General features: G+C 73.4%; 19 protein-coding genes. 10 read left to right on the top strand and 9 right to left on the bottom strand.

The features are described from left to right. Nucleotides 1–24 precede the first annotated feature (24 nt). The 4 genes from ABD899_RS02195 to ABD899_RS02180 all read left to right on the top strand — a co-directional run bounded on the left by ABD899_RS02195 (nucleotide 25) and on the right by ABD899_RS02180 (nucleotide 2,141). A complete protein-coding gene (locus ABD899_RS02195; RefSeq protein WP_345201796.1) occupies nucleotides 25–648 on the top strand; it encodes a hypothetical protein in 624 nt (207 codons plus the stop codon). Next, nucleotides 635–982 (top strand): hypothetical protein, encoded by a 348-nt coding sequence (locus ABD899_RS02190; protein ID WP_345201794.1) that lies wholly within the window; start codon nucleotides 635–637, stop codon nucleotides 980–982. Before ABD899_RS02195 ends, ABD899_RS02190 begins: the two co-directional genes overlap by 14 nt. A 156-nt stretch (nucleotides 983–1,138) precedes the next feature. Next, a complete protein-coding gene (locus ABD899_RS02185) occupies nucleotides 1,139–1,387 on the top strand; it encodes an antitoxin (protein ID WP_345201793.1) in 249 nt (82 codons plus the stop codon). A 280-nt stretch (nucleotides 1,388–1,667) separates the two neighbouring features. Continuing rightward, nucleotides 1,668–2,141, top strand: a complete 474-nt coding sequence (locus tag ABD899_RS02180; RefSeq protein ID WP_345201790.1) for an RsbRD N-terminal domain-containing protein — start codon at nucleotides 1,668–1,670, stop codon at nucleotides 2,139–2,141. A gap of 137 nt (nucleotides 2,142–2,278) precedes the next feature. Here the strand turns inward: ABD899_RS02180 and ABD899_RS02175 are convergent, their stop codons facing one another. Both ABD899_RS02175 and ABD899_RS02170 read right to left on the bottom strand, forming a co-directional pair. After that, a complete protein-coding gene (locus ABD899_RS02175) occupies nucleotides 2,279–4,063 on the bottom strand; it encodes an acetyl/propionyl/methylcrotonyl-CoA carboxylase subunit alpha (protein ID WP_345201789.1) in 1,785 nt (594 codons plus the stop codon). A 90-nt stretch (nucleotides 4,064–4,153) separates the two neighbouring features. Next, the gene (locus ABD899_RS02170) at nucleotides 4,154–4,639 is read right to left on the bottom strand and encodes a MarR family winged helix-turn-helix transcriptional regulator (protein ID WP_345201787.1); all 486 of its coding nucleotides are present in this window, start codon (nucleotides 4,637–4,639) and stop codon (nucleotides 4,154–4,156) included. A 40-nt stretch (nucleotides 4,640–4,679) separates the two neighbouring features. On the opposite strand from ABD899_RS02170, the gene ABD899_RS02165 reads away from it, so the two are divergent. The 4 genes from ABD899_RS02165 (at nucleotide 4,680) to ABD899_RS02150 (ending at nucleotide 8,493) form a co-directional block, all read left to right on the top strand. Next, entirely contained in the window at nucleotides 4,680–5,720 is a 1,041-nt protein-coding gene (locus tag ABD899_RS02165; protein WP_345201786.1) for a DMT family transporter, read from the top strand. After that, nucleotides 5,708–6,550: an aldo/keto reductase gene (locus tag ABD899_RS02160; protein WP_345201785.1), complete on the top strand. Its 843-nt coding sequence runs from the start codon at nucleotides 5,708–5,710 to the stop codon at nucleotides 6,548–6,550. The genes ABD899_RS02165 and ABD899_RS02160 overlap by 13 nt, the downstream gene beginning before the upstream one ends. A 195-nt stretch (nucleotides 6,551–6,745) precedes the next feature. After that, nucleotides 6,746–7,987: a DUF2157 domain-containing protein gene (locus ABD899_RS02155; RefSeq protein WP_345201782.1), complete on the top strand. Its 1,242-nt coding sequence runs from the start codon at nucleotides 6,746–6,748 to the stop codon at nucleotides 7,985–7,987. Beyond that, nucleotides 7,984–8,493: a GDYXXLXY domain-containing protein gene (locus tag ABD899_RS02150; RefSeq protein WP_345201781.1), complete on the top strand. Its 510-nt coding sequence runs from the start codon at nucleotides 7,984–7,986 to the stop codon at nucleotides 8,491–8,493. Before ABD899_RS02155 ends, ABD899_RS02150 begins: the two co-directional genes overlap by 4 nt. A 234-nt stretch (nucleotides 8,494–8,727) precedes the next feature. Here ABD899_RS02150 and ABD899_RS02145 read toward each other — a convergent pair whose 3' ends face one another. From ABD899_RS02145 to ABD899_RS02115, 7 genes are all read right to left on the bottom strand, one after another. After that, nucleotides 8,728–9,714 (bottom strand): ABC transporter substrate-binding protein, encoded by a 987-nt coding sequence (locus ABD899_RS02145; RefSeq protein ID WP_345201779.1) that lies wholly within the window; start codon nucleotides 9,712–9,714, stop codon nucleotides 8,728–8,730. Nucleotides 9,715–9,858: 144 nt separating this feature from the next. Beyond that, a complete protein-coding gene (locus ABD899_RS02140) occupies nucleotides 9,859–10,896 on the bottom strand; it encodes an ABC transporter permease (protein WP_345201778.1) in 1,038 nt (345 codons plus the stop codon). Further along, complete coding sequence (locus ABD899_RS02135) at nucleotides 10,893–11,657, bottom strand: ATP-binding cassette domain-containing protein (protein ID WP_345201775.1); 765 nt, start codon at nucleotides 11,655–11,657, stop codon at nucleotides 10,893–10,895. The genes ABD899_RS02140 and ABD899_RS02135 overlap by 4 nt, the downstream gene beginning before the upstream one ends. Continuing rightward, nucleotides 11,654–12,556, bottom strand: coding sequence for a hypothetical protein (locus tag ABD899_RS02130; RefSeq protein WP_345201774.1), 903 nt, complete (start codon nucleotides 12,554–12,556; stop codon nucleotides 11,654–11,656). Before ABD899_RS02130 ends, ABD899_RS02135 begins: the two co-directional genes overlap by 4 nt. After that, entirely contained in the window at nucleotides 12,553–14,007 is a 1,455-nt protein-coding gene (locus ABD899_RS02125) for an FGGY-family carbohydrate kinase (protein WP_345201772.1), read from the bottom strand. The genes ABD899_RS02130 and ABD899_RS02125 overlap by 4 nt, the downstream gene beginning before the upstream one ends. After that, the gene (locus ABD899_RS02120) at nucleotides 14,004–15,011 is read right to left on the bottom strand and encodes a LacI family DNA-binding transcriptional regulator (RefSeq protein ID WP_345201771.1); all 1,008 of its coding nucleotides are present in this window, start codon (nucleotides 15,009–15,011) and stop codon (nucleotides 14,004–14,006) included. The genes ABD899_RS02125 and ABD899_RS02120 overlap by 4 nt, the downstream gene beginning before the upstream one ends. Further along, complete coding sequence (locus tag ABD899_RS02115; protein ID WP_345201768.1) at nucleotides 15,008–15,964, bottom strand: 1-phosphofructokinase family hexose kinase; 957 nt, start codon at nucleotides 15,962–15,964, stop codon at nucleotides 15,008–15,010. Before ABD899_RS02115 ends, ABD899_RS02120 begins: the two co-directional genes overlap by 4 nt. 87 nt (nucleotides 15,965–16,051) lie before the next feature. On the opposite strand from ABD899_RS02115, the gene ABD899_RS02110 reads away from it, so the two are divergent. Together ABD899_RS02110 and ABD899_RS02105 are read left to right on the top strand one after the other, a co-directional pair. Then, on the top strand, nucleotides 16,052–17,089 hold the full coding sequence (locus tag ABD899_RS02110) for a hypothetical protein (protein ID WP_345201767.1): 1,038 nt from the start codon (nucleotides 16,052–16,054) through the stop codon (nucleotides 17,087–17,089). Between the two features lie 2 nt (nucleotides 17,090–17,091). Next, nucleotides 17,092–17,730: a P-loop nucleotide/nucleoside kinase family protein gene (locus ABD899_RS02105; protein ID WP_345201764.1), complete on the top strand. Its 639-nt coding sequence runs from the start codon at nucleotides 17,092–17,094 to the stop codon at nucleotides 17,728–17,730. The last annotated feature ends 20 nt before the right edge of the window (nucleotides 17,731–17,750 follow it).

Below are 17,750 nucleotides of genomic sequence, written 5' to 3'. Positions count from 1 at the left end.
ACCCCGAGAAGGAGAAGTGTTCCCATGGCCGATGAGTTCGAGCTCCGCGCCTACTGCTACCTCGACCGGATGCAGCCGCAGTACGCCTCCTTCGTGGGGACGGTGACCCAGGGCGACCTGCCGGTCGAGGGCATGGCCGCCCTGTACGTCGAGATGGCGCCCGGCAACCACGTCTTCCGCGTCGTCGACGTCGCCGTGAAGTCCACGATGGCCCGACCGGGCGCGCAGATCGTCGAGCGCCAGTTCGGCATGTTCGAGCTGCACTCGGAGTCCCAGGCCGAGGTGCTGCAGGCCGGTGAGGCCGTCCTGCGCGAGCTCGACCTCGACGTCACCGCGCGCAAGCAGCCCCAGATCGCCTCGATGCAGGTCATCACCAACGTCAGCCCCTACCAGTCCCAGCTGCTCAACCGGTTCACCCGCGGCATGATGCTCGTGGCCGGCCAGACGATGCTCGTGCTCGAGTGCACGCCGGCGGCCTACATCAACCTCGCGGCCAACGAGGCCGAGAAGGCCGCCGCGGTCAACCTCATGCACGTCACCTCGGTCGGTGTCTACGGTCGGCTCTGGATGGCCGGCACCGAGGCCGACATCCTCGCCGCGCGCAACGCGGCCGTCGCGGCACTGGAGGCCATCGATGGCCGCGACTGAGCCCCGGGGCCCGGGGGGCGGCGCGGGGCGTCGGCGGTTCGTCACCCGGCACCACGTCGAGGACGCGGCCCGCTCCGGCACGCCCATCGTCGTCAGCGGGCGTGACGTCGTCACCGACGAGGCCGCCCAGCGCGCCGAGGACCTGGGTGTCCGCATCGAGCGGGAGGGTGCCGCTCGCCGCACACCGGGTGGGCCGCCGGCCCCGGCTGCTGGCCCACCAGCGACCGAGGCCCTGCGGGCGGCGGTGCGCAGTGCCGTCGTCGCCGAGCTCGGGCGCGAGCCCGAGGGGCTCGAGGCGGCGATCGACCGGGCGCTGAGGCGCCGCGGGCGCTGAGGCGCCACGGGCGCTGAGGTGCCACGGGCGTTGAGGTGCCACAGGCGCTGACCGGGGCGTCAAGGCGCTGGCCCACCGACCTCCATCCCTGGGAACACCACGACCCCGCGACGAGTTCTTCCGGTCAGACCGTACCGTCGACCCCAGGAGGACCCCATGGCCCGTGGCGCCATCAAGCTCGCCGCCCTCGCCGGTCTCGCGAAGCAGGCCCGTGACTACGCACGCAAGAACCCCGACTCCGTGTCCTCGACCATCGCGAAGGTCGAGTCCGCGGTGAGCAGCAAGGTCGGCCCGAAGTACGCCGGCCACGTCGGCAAGGGGGGCCAGGCCGTGCGGTCCGGCCTCGGCATCTCGTCGACCCCCCGGGGCGGCGTGACGCCGCCACCCCCGCCACCGAGCGCCTGACTCGTCCCGCGCCCGGCGGGTCGGCCCTGGACGGGTCGGCCTGCCGGGCGCGCTGCGTGTCGGGGCGGGCAGCATCCGCGCGGCATCCGACCGGCACCCGCGCGGCATCCGACCGGCACCCGCGCGGTGTCCGCCCGGCACCTGCGCGGCATCCTGCCGGCAGCCGCGCGGCATCCTGCCGGCATCCGGCACCGGGATGCGACGCAATGAGCGGGGTCGCGTCCTGCGCGTCGTGCCCGGGTGGAAGGATGGGGAGCACCGAGACCGGAGGTGCATCCCCATGGATCTTGCAGCGCTGCTGCTGGAGTCCCAGTCGAGCATCCTCGAGGACAGCTTCGCCGCCCTCGAGCGCTCGCACATCCACCACTACGAGGCCGCGGGGGAGGAGTTCACCCGCCAGCGGCTCGAGGACCTCTTCACGCTCGTCGTCTCCGCGATCCGCGACCGCGACCTCGCCCGGGTGAGCGTCTTCTCGCGCCGGATCGCCGAGGAGCGCTTCAACCAGGGCTTCGACATCGGAGAGGTCCAGGCGGCGTTCAACGCGCTCGAGGAGACGATGTGGCGCCACGTCGTGGCGAACGAGCCGCCCGAGGACCTGGCGGAGGCCACCGGCCTGCTGAGCACCGTGCTCGGCTTCGGCAAGGACGTCCTGGCGCGCACGTACGTATCGCTCGCCAGCCGCCGGCACGTGCCGTCGCTCGACCTCACGGCGCTGTTCGCCGGCACCCAGCCGCGCGAGGTCGACCCCCAGTAGGGGGCGGCCCGGTCGTCAGGGCGCCGGTCGGGCCGTCCCGACAGGGCGCCGGCCACGCCGTCCGACAAGGCGCAGCCAGGCGTCCTTGATGTCGCAGAGCACGGCGCCGTTCGACACGGTCGCGCCGACCTCGACGGTCAGGCGTCCTTGATGTCGCAGAGCACGGCGCCGTTGGACACGGTCGCGCCGACCTCGGCGGTCAGGCCCGTCACGGTGCCGGCCTTGTGCGCCGTGATGGGCTGCTCCATCTTCATCGCCTCGAGGACGACGACGAGGTCGCCCGCGGCCACCGTGGCGCCCTCCTCGACGGCGATCTTGACGATCGTGCCCTGCATGGGTGCGGTGAGGGAGTCACCGGATGCCGCGGCGCCCGCCTTCGCGCCGCCGCTGCGGCGTGGGGCCTTCTTGCGGGCCCCGGCACCGCCGGCACCCCCGGCGCCTGCGCCGAGCGAGAGCCCGCCGGGCAGCGAGACCTCGAGCCGCTTGCCGCCGACCTCGACGACGACGGTCTGGCGCTCCTCGGCCTCCGGGGCGTCCGCCGACCCGCCGGAGTACGGCTCGATGGTGTTGTCGAACTCGGTCTCGATCCAGCGGGTGTGGATGGAGAACTTCTCGCCGGGGTCGGCCGGCGCGAACGCGGGGTCGGCGACGACGGCCCGGTGGAAGGGGGTGACGGTGGGCATGCCCTCGATGACGAGCTCGTCGAGGGCACGGCGGGCCCGCTGCAGGGCCTCCTGGCGGTCGCGTCCGGTGACGACGAGCTTGGCGATCATCGAGTCGAACGCCCCGGCGACGGTGTCGCCCTCGAGGAGGCCGGAGTCCCAGCGCACCCCGGGGCCGTGCGGGACGCGCATCGTCGTGACGGTGCCGGGCGCGGGGAGGAAGCCGCGACCGGCATCCTCGCCGTTGATCCGGAACTCGATGGAGTGCGCGTGCGGCTCGGGGTCGGGGTAGTCGAGCGCCTCGCCGTCGGCGATGCGGAACTGCTCGCGGACGAGGTCGATGCCGGTGACCTCCTCGGAGACGGGGTGCTCGACCTGCAGGCGGGTGTTGACCTCGAGGAAGGAGATGTCGCCTGCGGGACCGACGAGGAACTCGCAGGTGCCGGCGCCGACGTAGCCCGCTCGGCGCAGGATCTCCTTCGACGCCCGCAGCAGCTCGGTGTGCTGCTCGTCGGTGACGAACGGCGCGGGGGCCTCCTCGACGAGCTTCTGGTTGCGCCGCTGCAGCGAGCAGTCTCGGGTCGACACGACGACGACGTTGCCGTGCTGGTCGGCGAGGCACTGGGTCTCGACGTGGCGCGGGTGGTCGAGGAAGCGCTCGACGAAGCACTCGCCGCGCCCGAACGCGGTGACCGCCTCGCGCACCGCCGACTCGTACAGCTCGGGGATCTCCTCGAGGGTGCGGGCGACCTTGAGCCCGCGCCCGCCGCCGCCGTAGGCCGCCTTGATGGCGACCGGGAGGCCGTGCTCCCGGGCGAACGCGACGACCTCGTCGGGGCCGCTCACCGGGTCGGGCGTGCCCGGGACGAGGGGCGCCTTCGCGGCGAGCGCGATGTGGCGGGCCTTGACCTTGTCGCCGAGGGAGTCGATGGCCTCGGGCCCCGGCCCGATCCACACGAGCCCGGCATCGATGACCTTCTGCGCGAAGCCGGCGTTCTCCGCGAGGAAGCCGTACCCGGGGTGGACGGCGTCGGCACCGGCCTGGTGGGCGACCTCGATCAGCTTGTCCTGGAGCAGGTAGGAGTCGGCCGGCGTCGACCCGCCCAGGGCGTACGCCTCGTCGGCGACCTTGACGTGGAGGGCGTCGCGGTCGGGCTCGGCGTAGACGGCGACGGACCCGATGCCGTGGTCCGTGCAGGCACGGGCGATGCGGACCGCGATCTCACCCCGGTTGGCGATGAGGACTTTGCTGATGGCCATGGCTCGGACTCTATCGGTATGCCGGGTGCCCCAGCCCTGCGGCCGGGGCCGGTGCGTGCTCCGGTGTGACGGAGTCGACGAGCGGTCCGGTCAGGCGCCGAGCGACGTCGCGAGCCGCGCGAGCAGGTCGGCGAGGGTGGCGCGCTCGTCGGCGTCGAGCCCGGCGAGCAGGCGGGCCTCGTTGGCGACGTGGTCCACCATGGCGGCGTCGATGACCCGTCGACCGGCGGGGGTGAGGACGACGGTGCGCGAGCGACCGTCCGACGGGCTGGCTCGCCGCTCGACGAGTCCGTGGGCCAGGAGCCGGTCGACCCGCTTGGTGACCGCTCCCGAGGTGACCATGGTGCGTTCGCCGAGCTCCCCGGGAGTGAGGGCGTACGGGGGGCCCTGGCGGCGCAGCGTCGCCAGCACGTCGAACTCGCCCTCCCCGAGGCCGTGCCGGGCGTAGACGGCGACCAGCTCGGGGGTCAGGGCGGCCGCGATGCGGTGGATCCGGCCGATGACGAGCACGGGAGAGGTGTCGAGGTCGGGGCGCTCGGCACGCCACTGCTCGGCGATGATGGCGACGTGGTCCATGGAATGGACTTTATCTTCCATGGAAGGTAAAGTCTCTTCCATGGAAGATGAACTGTCCGGGACCCGATCGCGGCCACCGGGGCTGGCGACCGTCGCGCTCACCGCCGTGCCCCCCGTCGTGTGGGGCTCGACGTACGCGGTGACCCAGCTGTGGCTGCCCGCGGACCGGCCGTTCTTCGCCGCGGCCGCCCGGGTGCTGCCGGCCGGCATCCTGCTGCTCCTCTGGGTCCGGCGGCTGCCGCGGGGGCGGTGGTGGGGGCGCTCGTTCGTGCTCGGGGGGCTCAACCACGGTCTCTTCTTCGCCCTGCTGTACGTCGGGGCGTACCGCCTGCCGAGCGGCCTCGGCTCGACCCTGACCGCGATCTCGCCCCTCGTCGTCATGGCCGTGGCGTTCCTCGTCCTGGGGGAGCGCCAGGCCCGGGTGACCCTCCTCGCGGCGGTGGCGGGCGTCGCGGGGGTCGTCGTGCTCGTCTGGCAGGGCGACCGGTCGGGTGGGGTCGACCCGTGGGGCGTGGTCGCCGTCGTGGGCGCGGTCGTCGCGTCGTCGACCGGCTTCGTCCTCGTCAAGCGCTGGTCGCCGCGCGACGACGTCCTCGTGACGACGTCGTGGCAGCTCGTCGCGGGCGGCATCCTGCTCGTGCCGGTCGCGGCGGCCGTCGAGGGCGCACCCCCCGCCCTCGACGCCTCGGCGCTCGCCGCACTGGCCTACCTCGGCCTCGTGGGCTCGGCGCTCGGGTACGTGCTGTGGTTCCGTGGCCTCACCCGGATGGATGCCGGTGCCGTCGCCGTCGTCGGCCTCGTCAACCCCGTCGTCGGCACCGTGCTCGGGGTCGCCCTGCTGGCCGAGCCCTTCGGCGGCGTGGCCCTGGCGGCGATGGCGCTGACCCTCGGCAGCGTCCTGCTCGCCCAGGCGGCCGTCCGCCGGCGGGCCGCGAGTGCGCTGGCCAGGCTGCTGGGGCGCGCGCTCGCGACGTGGGCGCGCGCCCGGGCGACGCTGCGACGCACCGGCGTGAGGTTGCCGGGCACCCGGGCGAGGTTGCGGCGCGGCGAGCGCAATACGGTGGGTGCATGCCCCACGTGACCACGACCTCGCTGACCACGCCCACCGGACCGGTGGAGATCCCGACGATCGGCTTCGGCGTCTGGCAGGTGCCCGACGACGAGGTCGGACCGGCCGTCACCGCCGCCCTCGAGGCCGGCTACCGCCACATCGACACCGCCCGCATCTACGGCAACGAGGCCGGCGTCGGGCGGGCCCTCGCGGCGAGCGACGTCCCCCGCGAGGAGGTCTTCGTCACGACGAAGGTGTGGAACGACGACCACGGCCGCGACGCCACCCTCGCCGCGTTCGACGCGTCGATGGGGCGCCTCGGCCTCGACGTCCTCGACCTCTACCTCGTGCACTGGCCGGTGCCGCGGCAGGGCCGCTACGTCGAGACCTGGGAGGCGCTGCGCGAGCTGCGCGACGAGGGCCGGGTGCGGGCCGTCGGGGTCTGCAACTTCCACGCGGAGCACCTCCAGCGGCTGCGCGACGAGACCGGGGAGTGGCCGAGCATCAACCAGATCGAGCTGCACCCCTACCTCCAGCAGGCACCGCTGCGGGCCTTCCACGCGCAGCGCGGCATCGTCACCGAGTCGTGGAGCCCGCTCGCGTCCGGCAAGAAGGTGCTCGACGACCCCGTCGTCGGCCGTATCGCGCAGGTCCACGGCACCACCCCGGCCCAGGTCGTCATCGCCTGGCACCTCGCCCTCGGCCTCGTCGTGCTGCCGAAGTCGGTGACCCCGTCGCGCATCGTCGAGAACCTCGCCGCGGCCGACCTCACCCTGACGCCCGAGGACCTCGCGGACCTTGCCACCCTCGACCGGGGCTTCCGCACCGGGCCCAACCCCGAGGAGTTCAACGAGGTGTGACCCATCGGAGGGGCGGGGGAGTTCCACCGAGGGAGTCCACCGTGGGACCGGGGTGTACCCATCCCGGCTTCGCGAGCGCCCGGCGCTTCGGGACACGCGGGTGAGTAGCCGTGCTCATGGCTGCGCGCCCCGCCCCGGGAGGACGATGGAGTCGCCCCCTTTCCGGGCGACGGCCCGACCTCCGAGGAGCCCGCGATGACTGCGCCGCCCACCGACCCCCCCGCCGCCCCGGCGCACCGCGACCCCGCGGTCCACGCGGCCAGCCCCGGCCAGCTGCACTGGCTCGAGGGCGAGCTGCGGCACTGGCAGGCCGAGGGCCTCGTCGACACTGACACCGCCACGGCGATCCGCGGCCGCTACGTTGCGAGCCGGCGCTTCACGCTCTCGCGGATCGTGCTGACCCTCGGCGCCTGCTTCGTCGGGCTGGGGCTCATCTGGCTCGTCGCGTCCAACCTCCAGCAGATGTCGCCGCTCGTGCGCTTCCTGCTCATGGTGACCGTGTGGATCGGCCTTGTCGTCGCGTCCGAGCTGCTCGCCGCCCGGCGCGCCCGCTCGGGGGACGTGGCCTCCCCGGTCGTCGGGGCCGTCCGGCTCCTCGCCGCGGGTGCGTTCGGTGCCGTCGTCTTCCAGGCGGCCCAGAGCCTGCAGGTGCCCGCCTACGAGCCGCTCCTCGTCGGGGTCTGGGGCCTCGGCGCGATCCTGTGGGCGTACACCGTGCGGGGGGTCGCCCCGCTCGTCCTCGGCATCGGCCTCATCGCGTTCTGGTTCGTCTGGGAGGTGCTGAGCGCGGCCGAGGGCGCGTTCGCCGTCTCGACCGCCCTGGCCGCCGCGGCGCTCGCCGGCGTGTCCATCGGGGTCGGGCACGGCGTGCTCGGCTGGCGCGAGTTCGCCGCCCCGTGGCGCGAGATCGGGGCCGCCCTGGCCCTCGTGGCGCTGTTCGTCGCGGCCCTGCCCTACGCCTGGGGTGATGCCGAGGGCGGCGTCGCTCTGTGGGTCGGCCTCGGCGTCGCCGTGCTCCTTGCGATCGGCGCCGCCGTGCGCGGCGACCGGCTCGACCGCTTCGAGGTCGGTCTCGCGGCACTGTCCCTCGTGCTCACGGTCGGCCTGTCGCTGTGGCGCTTCGACGAGAGCCTGCTCGACACCTCCGACCTGCCGCCCGGCGCGTGGGCGCGGGCCGTGCTCTCGGTCGTCGCGTACCTGCTCGTGGCGAGCGGGTACGCCGTGCTCGGCGGTATGCGCGACACCGGCCGCCTCACCTGGCTCGCCACCGCGGCGCTCGTCGTGTTCGTCACGGTCCAGGCGTTCGCGGTCTTCGCCCCGGTCGTCTCGGGGGCTGCCCTGTTCCTCATCGTCGGCATCGTGCTCCTCGGCACCGGCGTCCTCGCCGACCGTGGCCGACGCCGGCTCGTCAGCGAGGCGAAGGAGGCGCTGTCATGAGCACCGCCCGCGCGGTCCGGGTCGGGGCCGTCGTCCTCGCCCAGCTGGCCCTCGTCGGTGTCGCGGTCTGGGCTCCGCTGTCCGCCCGGATCACCGGCGAGGAGGTCGTGCTGCGGGTCCAGCCCGTCGACCCCTACGACCCGTTCCGGGGCGCCTACGTCGACCTCGGATACCCGGACCTGCCCGGCCAGCCGCTCCAGGGCGAGGTCCCGGGCGTCGAGGAGGAGCAGGCCGTCGACGACGAGCGCGGCACGGCCTACGTCCCGCTCACCCGGCAGGGGGACGTGTGGGTCGGCGGCGAGGTGCGCCGCACCGCCCCGTCGGACGGCGTGTTCCTGCGCTGTGACGACTCGAGCTGGCGCCTCGAGTGCGGCATCGAGAGCTGGTTCCTGCCCCAGGACGAGGCCGCGGCGCTCGAGGATGCCGTGCGGGGCGGCTCGGCCGTCGCGGTCGTGCGCGTCGACGCCGCGGGACACGCCGCCCTCGTCGACGTCGTCGCCCGCTGACCGTCGCCGACCCGGCTGTCGGCTGCCGAACCCGGAAGGAGTGCGCCGCCGAACAGGCAGTGCTTCCCGTGGGTCGCCGGCCCGAGCGTGGATCGGGGTGAGGACGACGAACCCGCGGGCTCGACTGCCTGTCCGGCGGTGCGCCTGTCCGGCGGTGCGACTCGCCGGGCCCGGGCGTGGGAGCGGGGCCGCCGCGGCGTCGAGCGCGCGACGGCCCCGCCGTCTGGGGGAGGGTCAGCAGGACGACTTGTAGGCCGCGTCGCCGCCCTCGCCGGACAGGTTGTCCTTCGTGATGATGGTGAACCCGGTCTGGATGGTGGGCGTCACGGTGCCGCCGGTGAGGGAGGCATCCGCCTGCTCGACGCCGTCGGAGCCGATCGTCGCCGGCTGCTGGGCGACGAGCGCCTGGACGGTGCCGTCCTCGAGGGCCTTGATCTGGTTGGGCCCGGCGTCGAAGCCGACGATCGTGATGTCCTTGCCGCCAGCCTGGCGCACACCGGTGGCGGAGCCCTCGGCCGAGAACAGGTTGGTCGCGAAGATGCCGACGATGTCGGGGTCCTTCTGCAGCGCGGCCGACACGAGGTTGGCCGCCGTGGCCGGGTCGTTGTGGCTGTACTGGACGCCGAGGTAGGTGTACGCGGAGTCGGCCTTGACGGCATCCTCGAAGCCCTTGACGCGGGCGTCGACCGTCGAGATGCCGGGGTCGGTGGAGATGACGAGCACCTTGCCGCCCGCGGGCTTGGCCGCCTTGATGGCGTCGAAGGCCGCGGCGCCGCCGCCGACGTTGTCCGAGCTGATCTGCGAGACCGCGAAGGACGGGTCGTTGACGGTGGTGTCGACGAGGACCACCTTGATGCCGGCCGCGGCGGCCTGCTCGAGCGGGGCCTGCATGGCCTCGACGTCGGTCGGGGCGATGAGCATCGCCGCGGGCTTGGAGGCCGTCACCGAGTCGACGATCGGCTTCTGCAGGGTCGGGTCGAACTTCTGCGGGCCCTGGGTGGTGACGGTGTAGCCGAGCTCGGCGGCCTTCTCCTTGATGCCGCACTCCATGGTGATGTAGAACTCGTCACCGGCGACGCCCTGGACGAACGCGATGTTCTTGTTGTCGCTGCCGCCGGCCGCGGCGGTGGTGTCCTCGGCGGAGGGGGCTCCGGTGCTGCACGCGGCCAGGGCCAGCGCTGCGCCGGCCGTGATCGCGGTGAGCTTGATGGTGTTCCTCATGGTGTTGCCTTCCTGCGGGTGTGGTGAGGTGTGGTGGTGCGGTGCTGCGGTGCTGCGGTGCTGCTGGTGCTGCGGTGCTGCTGGTGCTCGTGCTCGGGATGCCTGCCCGGGCCGGGGTGGCCGGCCCGGGCGGGACGGCAGGGGTCAGGTGCTGACGCCCTTGCCGCGGCTGGCGGCCGCGCGTCGGTGCTGGTCGACGTACACGGCGGCGATGAGGATCGCCCCGACCGCCACGGTCTGCCAGTACGGGGAGACGCCGATGATGACGAAGCCGGACTGGAGGACGGCGGGGATGAACAGGCCGACCATCGAGCCGAACATCGAGCCCTGGCCACCGAAGATCGACGTGCCGCCGATGACGACCGCGGCGATGACGTTGAGGTTGGTCAGTGACTGCCCGGCGATCGTCGTCGTGCCGAACTGCGCGAGCGACAGGATGCCGGCGAACCCGGCGAGCAGGCCGGACAGGGCGTAGATCTGGACGAGCTTGCGGTCGACGCTGATGCCGACCCGCCGCGCCGAGATCTCGTTGGAGCCGATCGCGTAGGTGTAGCGGCCGAACCGCGTCTTGTGGAGGACTATTCCGCCGATGACGACGACGGCCAGCGCGATGAGGCTGATCGCCGGGATGCCGGCGAGGCGGCCGTACCCGATGGTGTCGACGAGCACGTCCGGCGCCGAACGGATGTCGAGCCCACCGGTGATGATCTGCGCGATGCCCAGGGCCACCGACAGCGTGCCGAGGGTGACGATGAGCGGCGGGACCTTGGCCCGGGCGACGAGGAACCCGTTGAGGATGCCCCAGGCCAGGCCGACGACGACGGAGAGCACGAGGCCGATGAGGGCGGTGCCCCAGCCCTGCCCGCCCAGGGCTTCCATCGTCTTCGCCGCCACGACGGACGAGACGACGAGGACGGAGCCGACCGACAGGTCGATGCCGGAGGTGATGATGACGAACGTCATGCCGACGGCGAGCACCGCCCAGATGGAGACGTTCTGCATGATGTTCGTCATGTTCCCGGCGGTGAGGAACGTCGTCGGTGACAGGACGCCGAACACGGCGACGATGACGACGAGCACGCCGAGGATCCACACGGACTGCAGGCCCTTGACCCTCTCGGCGAGGCTGCCGTGGCTCGCCGTGGTCTCGATCACCTGCGCCGGGGTCGTCGTGGTGGTCATGCCGCCCCCTCCTTCTTGTCCAGGGCGCCGGTCATGGCGCCGACGAGCTCCTCGACCGAGGTGTCGGCCGCTCGGTAGGTGGCGACGCGCCTGCCGAGGCGAAGGACCTGCACCCGGTCGGCGACCTCCATGACGTGTGGCATGGAGTGCGAGATGAGCACGACGGCGAGGCCACGGTCGCGGACCTTCTTGATCATCTCGAGGACGTTATGCGTCTGGACGACGCCGAGCGCCGCCGTGGGCTCGTCGAGGAAGAGCACCTTGTTGGCCCAGGAGACCGAGCGGGCGATGGCGACCGACTGCTTCTGCCCACCGGACATCGCGCCGACCGGCACGACGACCGAGCGAACCGCCGAGCCCAGCTCGGTGAAGGCCTGGGCGGCCTGGCTGCGCATCGTCGTGTTGTCCATGAAGCCGAGCTTCCCGAGGATGCCGGGCCGCATCAGCTCCCGACCGAGGAACATGTTCTGGGCCGAGTCGAGGTGCGGGGCGAGGGCGAGATCCTGGTGGACGACCTCGATCCCCACGGCCGACGCCTCGTGCGGGCTCGTGAACTGCACCCGCTGACCCTCGAAGAGGACCTCGCCCTCGTCGATGTCGAGGTTGCCGGTGAGGGCCTTGACGAGAGTCGACTTCCCGGCACCGTTGTCGCCGATGAGGGCGACGACCTCGCCCGCGTCGACGTCGAAGTCGGCGTGGTCGAGAGCCTGCACCCGGCCGAAGCGGCGGGACAGCCCACGGGCCTCCAGCAGGGCGCTCATGCGATCGCCTCGCGGTACGGACGGGCACGCCCGTCGATGATCGAGGTGTAATCGTCCATGCGACGCCGGCCGGTCTCCGACAGGAACGCGACGCGCTCGGCGTGGTCCATGGCCACGGTCTCCTTCCAGATGGCCCGACCGGCGATGAAGCCGCTCGCGCCGCCCTCGTCGCAGCTGACCCGCAGCACCTGGGCGAACTCGTCGGAGGACACGCCCGCCGACAGCACGGCCCACGGCACGGTGAGGCGCTCGGCGAGGCGGCGGCAGGCTTCGGGGCTGCCGGGGTACTCGAGCTTGAGCAGGCTGGGCTTGAGGCCGTCGATGAGCACCGCGGCCTCGATGATGGCGTCGGCCCGGGCCTCGGGGGAGAGGGGGGCCTCGCCGTTGAGCGGGTAGATGAGGTTCTCGACGACCGAGGGCACGCCCTGGGCGGCGCAGTCCTCGATGAGCACCTTGAGCGCGTCGTGCGCCTCGGCGGTGAGGTCGCGACCGTCGGCGCCGACCGGGCGGTCGGCCCGGACCTGGGCGAGGAACTTCATGGCGTGGGCACCGCTGTCCCGCACCCACGCGGCATCCTGCGCCGGGTCGAGGGTGACGGTGGGCTCACCGTCGTGGGTGGGGCGGGTGCCCGGCTCGGCCGCGAGGAGCAGGCCGTACGAAGGGACGTCCCTCACCTGCTCGGCGGCCGGGATGCCGAAGGTCGGGTCGATGAGGAACGCCGAGGCGCTGCCCGCGAGCGAGGCGATCATGTCGCGCTTCATCGCGACGATCTCGGCGTCCGTGGTGTCCGTGCGGTCCACCGCGGCAAGCATCCGCCTGAGCGTGCCGCGCTGGTCCATCGCGAGCACCGCGAACGTGCCCTGCGGGGTCGCGATCGCGTCGAGTCCGGTCGTCGTCATGAGGTGGCCTCCTTAGCCAGAGGTGGTGCGTGGTCGACGGAGACCGTCTCCGCGACCGAGGTGAAGTACGCGGCTGGGGGCCGCAGGTCGCTGCTGATGGGGTCGCCCTGGGTGGCGGCCCATCGCCCGTAGAGCGCGGCACCACGAGGCCCCGGCTGCTGGATGGCGGCGACCTCGACCGTGGGGGCGAGGGCGCGGCGTGCGTCGAGGACCGACGGCATCCGGCTCCAGCCGCCCGCGAGGACGAGGCGCTCGATGGGGACCCCGGCGGTGCCGAGGTGCGAGAGGAGATCGGCGGCGTGCGCCGTGCTGTGGTCGAGCGCGGCGCGCCAGACCCTCCCCGGGGTCGGCGAGTCGCCGCGCAGGTGCACGGTGACGTCGTGGTCCGACATCGAGAAGCCGGTGACGCCGACGTCCCCGCTGCGGTCGCCGCGAAAGGCGAGCGACTCGCGGTCGACGCGGGCCCGGCCCTCCTCGTCGTCGGCGCCGAGGAGGCGCAGGACGCGCTTGAGGACGAGCCCGGTGCGCATCCCCGCGAGCAGCCCGGTCGTCCCGCGCACGACGTGCGGGTAGACGGACACGCCGTGTGCCGACAGGGTCCGCACCCTCTCGGGGTCCGGGACGTGGGCGCTGGCGACGAGGAAGGCCTCGGCGGTGCCGAAGCTGTCCATCGCGGATGCCGTCGCGGCCGAGTTCGCGGCCGCCGCGGCGACCGCGTGGTCGTGGCCTGCGACGGTGAGCACCGCGCCACGCACCGCGACGACCGGGTGGTCGGCACGGACCCGACCGGCCGGGGTCCCCGCACCCACGAGCTCGGGGACGAAGTCCTCGCCGACGCCGAGGTGGTCCAGGGCCGGGCGGTACAGCCCGTCGGCGTGGATGTCGTAGAAGCCGGTGCGGCCCATGAGCGACAGCTCGGCGACGCGTCGCCCGCCGAGGCGGTCGATGACGAACTCGGGCAGCGAGAGCCACTGGAGCCCGGCCAGGGAGAGGCCCTGGTCGCGCAGCCAGGCGAGCTTGAACAGCGAGGCGACGTGGCTGACGGGCAGGCCGGTGCGCGCAGGGAAGTCGTGGGCGAGATCGGCCGGGAGCGCCCGGGCCTGCTCGGCCCCGCGAGGGTCGAACCACGCGATGACGGGGGAGTGGGCCCGCCCGTCGGCGTCGACGAGCACCCCGGCCTCGGCCATGGACGTGAACCCGATCGAGCGGATGGTGACCGGGCGTCCCGCGCCGTTGCCGGCGCCGATCGTCGTCGCGGCGCGGGCGACGAGATCCTCGACGGCGTCGACGACGACCTGCGGGTCGCGCTCGGCCCGGCCGTCGGCGAGCTCGTGCCACGTCGTGGCGACGGAGAGGTCGACGAGCTTCGAGCCGTCCTCGGCCAGGGCCGTCAGCTTCGTGACGGTCGTGCCGAGGTCGAACCCGAGGTCGACGACGAGGGGGTGTCTCACGAGGTCTCCCTGGGCGGCAGCTCACCCGAGCCGCGCTGGATGAGGCGGGTGGGCAGGACGGTCTCGACGACGGGCGCGTGCGCGTCGTCGAGGCGGCGGGCGAGGTGGTCGAACGCGGCGTGCGCAAGGGGTGTCGGGCGCTGGTCGACGACGGTGGTGGGCGGGGTCATGAGCTCGGCGAGCGGGAAGTCGCCGAACACGACGAGCGCGACGTCCTGGCGGTCGAGGCGCTTGAGCGCGCGCAGCACCCCGAGCCCGACGAGCGGCGTCGACGCGAACACGGCGGTGGGGGCGTCCGGCGGGGCGAGCATCGCGAGGGCGAGGGGGTAGGCGACATCGGCACTCCAGCACCGGGTCTCCACGAGCTCGGGCTCGACCGCCAGACCGGCCTCGACGAGGGCGTCGGTGTAGCCGCTCAGGCGGTCCTGGACGGTCGTGAACTCGGCCGTCTCGCCGAGGAAGGCGATGCGCTCGTGCCCGTGCGCGACGAGGTGGCGCACCGCCTCGACGGCCCCCTCGTGGTCGGTGACCCGCACGACGTCCTTGTCCTCGATGCCGCACTTGCGGTCGATGACGACGACGGGGACGTCATCGGGCAGGTCGGCGCGGGCGGCGGCGTCGTCCCCGAAGGGCGCGACGATGAGGGCGGAGACCCCGCGGCGCACGAGGCGCTCGACCTGCGTGCGGGCGCGGACGGCATCCATGCCGGTCGACGCGACGAGGACGTCCATGCCCATCTCGACGGCTCGCCGCTCGACGACGGCGATGACCTCGCCGAAGAACGGGTCGTCGATCGAGTCGACGACGATCCCGATGGTCGGCAGCTTTCCGCCGCCGAGGCGCTGGGCGGCGGGGTTGGGGTGGTAGTCGAGGGCCTTGATCGCGCGCTCGACCCGGTCGATGGTCTCGGGCCGGACCCCGCTCTCGCCGTTGATGACGCGCGAGACGGTCTTGATCGAGAAGCCCGACTCGCGGGCCACGTCGTAGATGGTCGGCCCGTTCACGCGGGGACCCCCTGGGGGAGCCGGGCGAGCAGCCCGTCGACGAGGGAGGCGTGGAGCATGCCGCCGCGCTCGTGCTGGACCGCGGCGGCGGCGACGGCCATGCCGTGGCGGACGGCCGTGACGTCGTCGGCGCCGCCGGTCAGGGCGTGCGCCGTGCCCGCGAGGAAGGAGTCGCCGGCGCCGATCGGGTTCGCCACCTCGACGTGCACGGCGTCGACCCACCACGAGCCCCCGGCCGTCGTGAGCGCGGCGCCGTGCGACCCCGCCGTGACGACGGCCCGGCGGGCGCCGCGGGCGTGCAGCTCGCGCGAGGCGGCGACGCAGCGCTCGGGAAGGTCGTCGCCCTGCTCCTCGACGTGCTCGTCGGTGCGACCGTGCAGGAGCGACTCGACCTCGCCGACGTTGGGGCTGACGAGGTCGGGCCCGCTGGCGAGGGAGGCGCCGAGCACGGCGGGGGCGGCGTCGACGAACGCCGGGATGCCGGCCGCGTGCGCGGCGGCGACGACCTCGCCGTAGAGGTCGACGGGCACGTCGGGAGGAAGTGAGCCGGAGCACAGGACCGCGGCCGGGCCGGTGGCCGCGAGCTCGCCGACGATCGTGCCGAGGAAGGTGTCGTGGTCCCACTCGTGGGGCTCGGGACCGCGGCCGTTGACGACGGTGACCCGCCCGGAGTCCTCGAGGAGGATGAGGGCGAGCCGCGCCTCACCGGTGTGGGGGACGGGGAGGAAGTCACACCCCTCGGCGGCGAGCAGCTCGGAGAGCCGCGGGTCCGCCACCGGGGCGAGGCCGACGAGACGGGGCGTGACGCCGAGGGCCCGCAGCGTGCGGCAGACGTTGACACCCTTGCCGCCGGCCGTGACCTCCGTGCGCGACGCCCGGCTCACCGACCCGGGAACGAGGACGGGCAGCCACGTCGTCACGTCGATGCACGTGTTGGGTGTCACGACGAGCACGGGGGCCTCCTTGCCCTAGGTCAGACAGCGCTGTCATGTGGCGGACACGCTTGTCGGTTCTTCGCCTGTCGACTAACGTAAGGCGGCATGACAGCGCTGTCAATACCCCACGTCCCAACTGCCGAGACCGTCGGTCTCCACCGGCGCCTGGCCCGCATCTGCGACGCGGCCGGGCTGATCCGCACGATCGCCATCGACCACCCGGACACCTACCTGCTCCTGTTCGACGACGACGTCTCGTCGGTCACCTTCGAGGAGGTCGTCGAGTCCAAGCTCGAGATGATCGCCGAGCTGTCACGGCACGCGACGTCGGTCCTCGCCGACCCGGTCTGGAGCTTCGGCCAGGCCGTCGTCACCGGCGCCCTGCCCGGTGACGTGGGCCTCATCTCGGGTCTCGAGGACCTCTACTACACCCCCGCGACGAGCTCGGTCGGGTTCGACACGGAGCTGAGGCTCAAGCAGGGCTGGGATCCGGCCAGGCTCTCAGCCCTCGGGGCCGATGCGGCCAAGCTCGTCGTCTTCCACCGCGAGGACGCCGACCCGGCCGTCGTCGCCCACCAGCACGAGGTGGTGGCGCAGGCGGCGCAGGACTGCCACGCGGTGGGTCTTCCCCTCATCGTCGAGCCGCTGTGGTTCCCGGTCGACGGCGAGTCCCTCGACGACCCGGCGGTGCGCGACCGGCGGCGCAGCAGCGTCCTCGCCTCGGCCCGGTCCTTCCACGACGTCGGGGCCGACATCATGAAGGTCGAGTTCCCCCTCCTCGACCTCACCGACCGCGACGCCTGCCACGCCGCGTGCGCCGAGCTCGACGCCGCGGTCGACGGCCCGTGGGTGCTGCTCAGTGCCGGGGTGACCTTCGAGGGCTTCCGCACCCAGGTCGACGTCGCCGCCGACCACGGCTGCAGCGGCTTCATGGCCGGGCGGGCGATCTGGGGCGACGCCGTCGGGCGGCTCGATGCCGGTCAGCGCGCTGCGGGTGCGGCCCTGGCGGCCCGCCGCCTCGACGAGCTCGCCGAGGTGCTCGAGGGTCGCGGCGCCCCCGCGTGGACGCCGGTCCCCATGGCGGATGCCGTGTCGGTCGTCGGCGAGACCTGGTACCGCACGTCCGGGACCCCCGGGGCCTGACCGTGGTCGCCTCGGCGAACGAGCCGCAGCCCGGCCGGGCGGGCGGCACGCTCGTCTGCGTCGGCGGTGTGCCCGGCGCAGGCAAGACGACGGTGGGCGCCCTCGTGGCGGCGGCCGGTGGGATGTGCCTCGTCGACCTCGACAGCGTGACCACCCCGCTCGTCGAGGCCCTCGCCGCGTCCCTCGGGGAGGCCGCCGACCTCGACGCCCCGAGGTTCGCCGCCCTGCGAGGCGCCCGGTATGCGTGCCTCGCCGAGGTCGTGGCGGACAACCTGCGCGCCGGGCGAGACGTCGTCGCGGTGGCGCCCTTCACCTCCGAGGCAGCGGATGCCGTGGGGTGGCGTCGCAGCGGAATCGGTTGGGGCGCAGCTCAAGTCGTGCTCTGCTGGCTCGACGTCGATCCCGAGGTCATGGCCCGTCGGGTCGCCGAGCGGGCCCTGCCCCGCGACCTCGCGAAGGCCGGGCGGCACGCTCCGGGGGGTGAGACGGTCGGCGCGCCCACGGCATCCGGGATGACCACGGCATCCGGCGCGGTCGACCCCGCCCGGCTCATCGACCGCGCCGGCATGGATGTCGTCGCCGACGGGGTCCGTCCCCCGGTGGAGACCTGCGCGCGCATCCTCGAACTCGTTCGGCGCTGACCGGGGCACGGAGGCCCGGC

This window comes from Fodinibacter luteus (genome assembly GCF_039541575.1).
Classification (GTDB): domain Bacteria; phylum Actinomycetota; class Actinomycetes; order Actinomycetales; family Dermatophilaceae; genus Fodinibacter; species Fodinibacter luteus.
The sequence above is the reverse complement of the archived record's forward strand: the minus strand, read 5'-3'. Positions and strand labels throughout refer to the sequence as shown.

Coding starts and splice junctions, on each gene's coding strand:
- ABD899_RS02190 (WP_345201794.1), top strand. CDS start 635: ATGGCCGCGACTGAGCCCCGGGGCCCGGGGGGCGGCGCGGGGCGTCGG.
- ABD899_RS02140 (WP_345201778.1), bottom strand. CDS start 10,896: ATGACCACCACGACGACCCCGGCGCAGGTGATCGAGACCACGGCGAGC.
- ABD899_RS02130 (WP_345201774.1), bottom strand. CDS start 12,556: ATGACGACGACCGGACTCGACGCGATCGCGACCCCGCAGGGCACGTTC.
- ABD899_RS02180 (WP_345201790.1), top strand. CDS start 1,668: ATGGATCTTGCAGCGCTGCTGCTGGAGTCCCAGTCGAGCATCCTCGAG.
- ABD899_RS02150 (WP_345201781.1), top strand. CDS start 7,984: ATGAGCACCGCCCGCGCGGTCCGGGTCGGGGCCGTCGTCCTCGCCCAG.
- ABD899_RS02155 (WP_345201782.1), top strand. CDS start 6,746: ATGACTGCGCCGCCCACCGACCCCCCCGCCGCCCCGGCGCACCGCGAC.
- ABD899_RS02160 (WP_345201785.1), top strand. CDS start 5,708: ATGCCCCACGTGACCACGACCTCGCTGACCACGCCCACCGGACCGGTG.
- ABD899_RS02175 (WP_345201789.1), bottom strand. CDS start 4,063: ATGGCCATCAGCAAAGTCCTCATCGCCAACCGGGGTGAGATCGCGGTC.
- ABD899_RS02185 (WP_345201793.1), top strand. CDS start 1,139: ATGGCCCGTGGCGCCATCAAGCTCGCCGCCCTCGCCGGTCTCGCGAAG.
- ABD899_RS02165 (WP_345201786.1), top strand. CDS start 4,680: ATGGAAGATGAACTGTCCGGGACCCGATCGCGGCCACCGGGGCTGGCG.
- ABD899_RS02145 (WP_345201779.1), bottom strand. CDS start 9,714: ATGAGGAACACCATCAAGCTCACCGCGATCACGGCCGGCGCAGCGCTG.
- ABD899_RS02170 (WP_345201787.1), bottom strand. CDS start 4,639: ATGGACCACGTCGCCATCATCGCCGAGCAGTGGCGTGCCGAGCGCCCC.
- ABD899_RS02195 (WP_345201796.1), top strand. CDS start 25: ATGGCCGATGAGTTCGAGCTCCGCGCCTACTGCTACCTCGACCGGATG.
- ABD899_RS02110 (WP_345201767.1), top strand. CDS start 16,052: ATGACAGCGCTGTCAATACCCCACGTCCCAACTGCCGAGACCGTCGGT.
- ABD899_RS02135 (WP_345201775.1), bottom strand. CDS start 11,657: ATGAGCGCCCTGCTGGAGGCCCGTGGGCTGTCCCGCCGCTTCGGCCGG.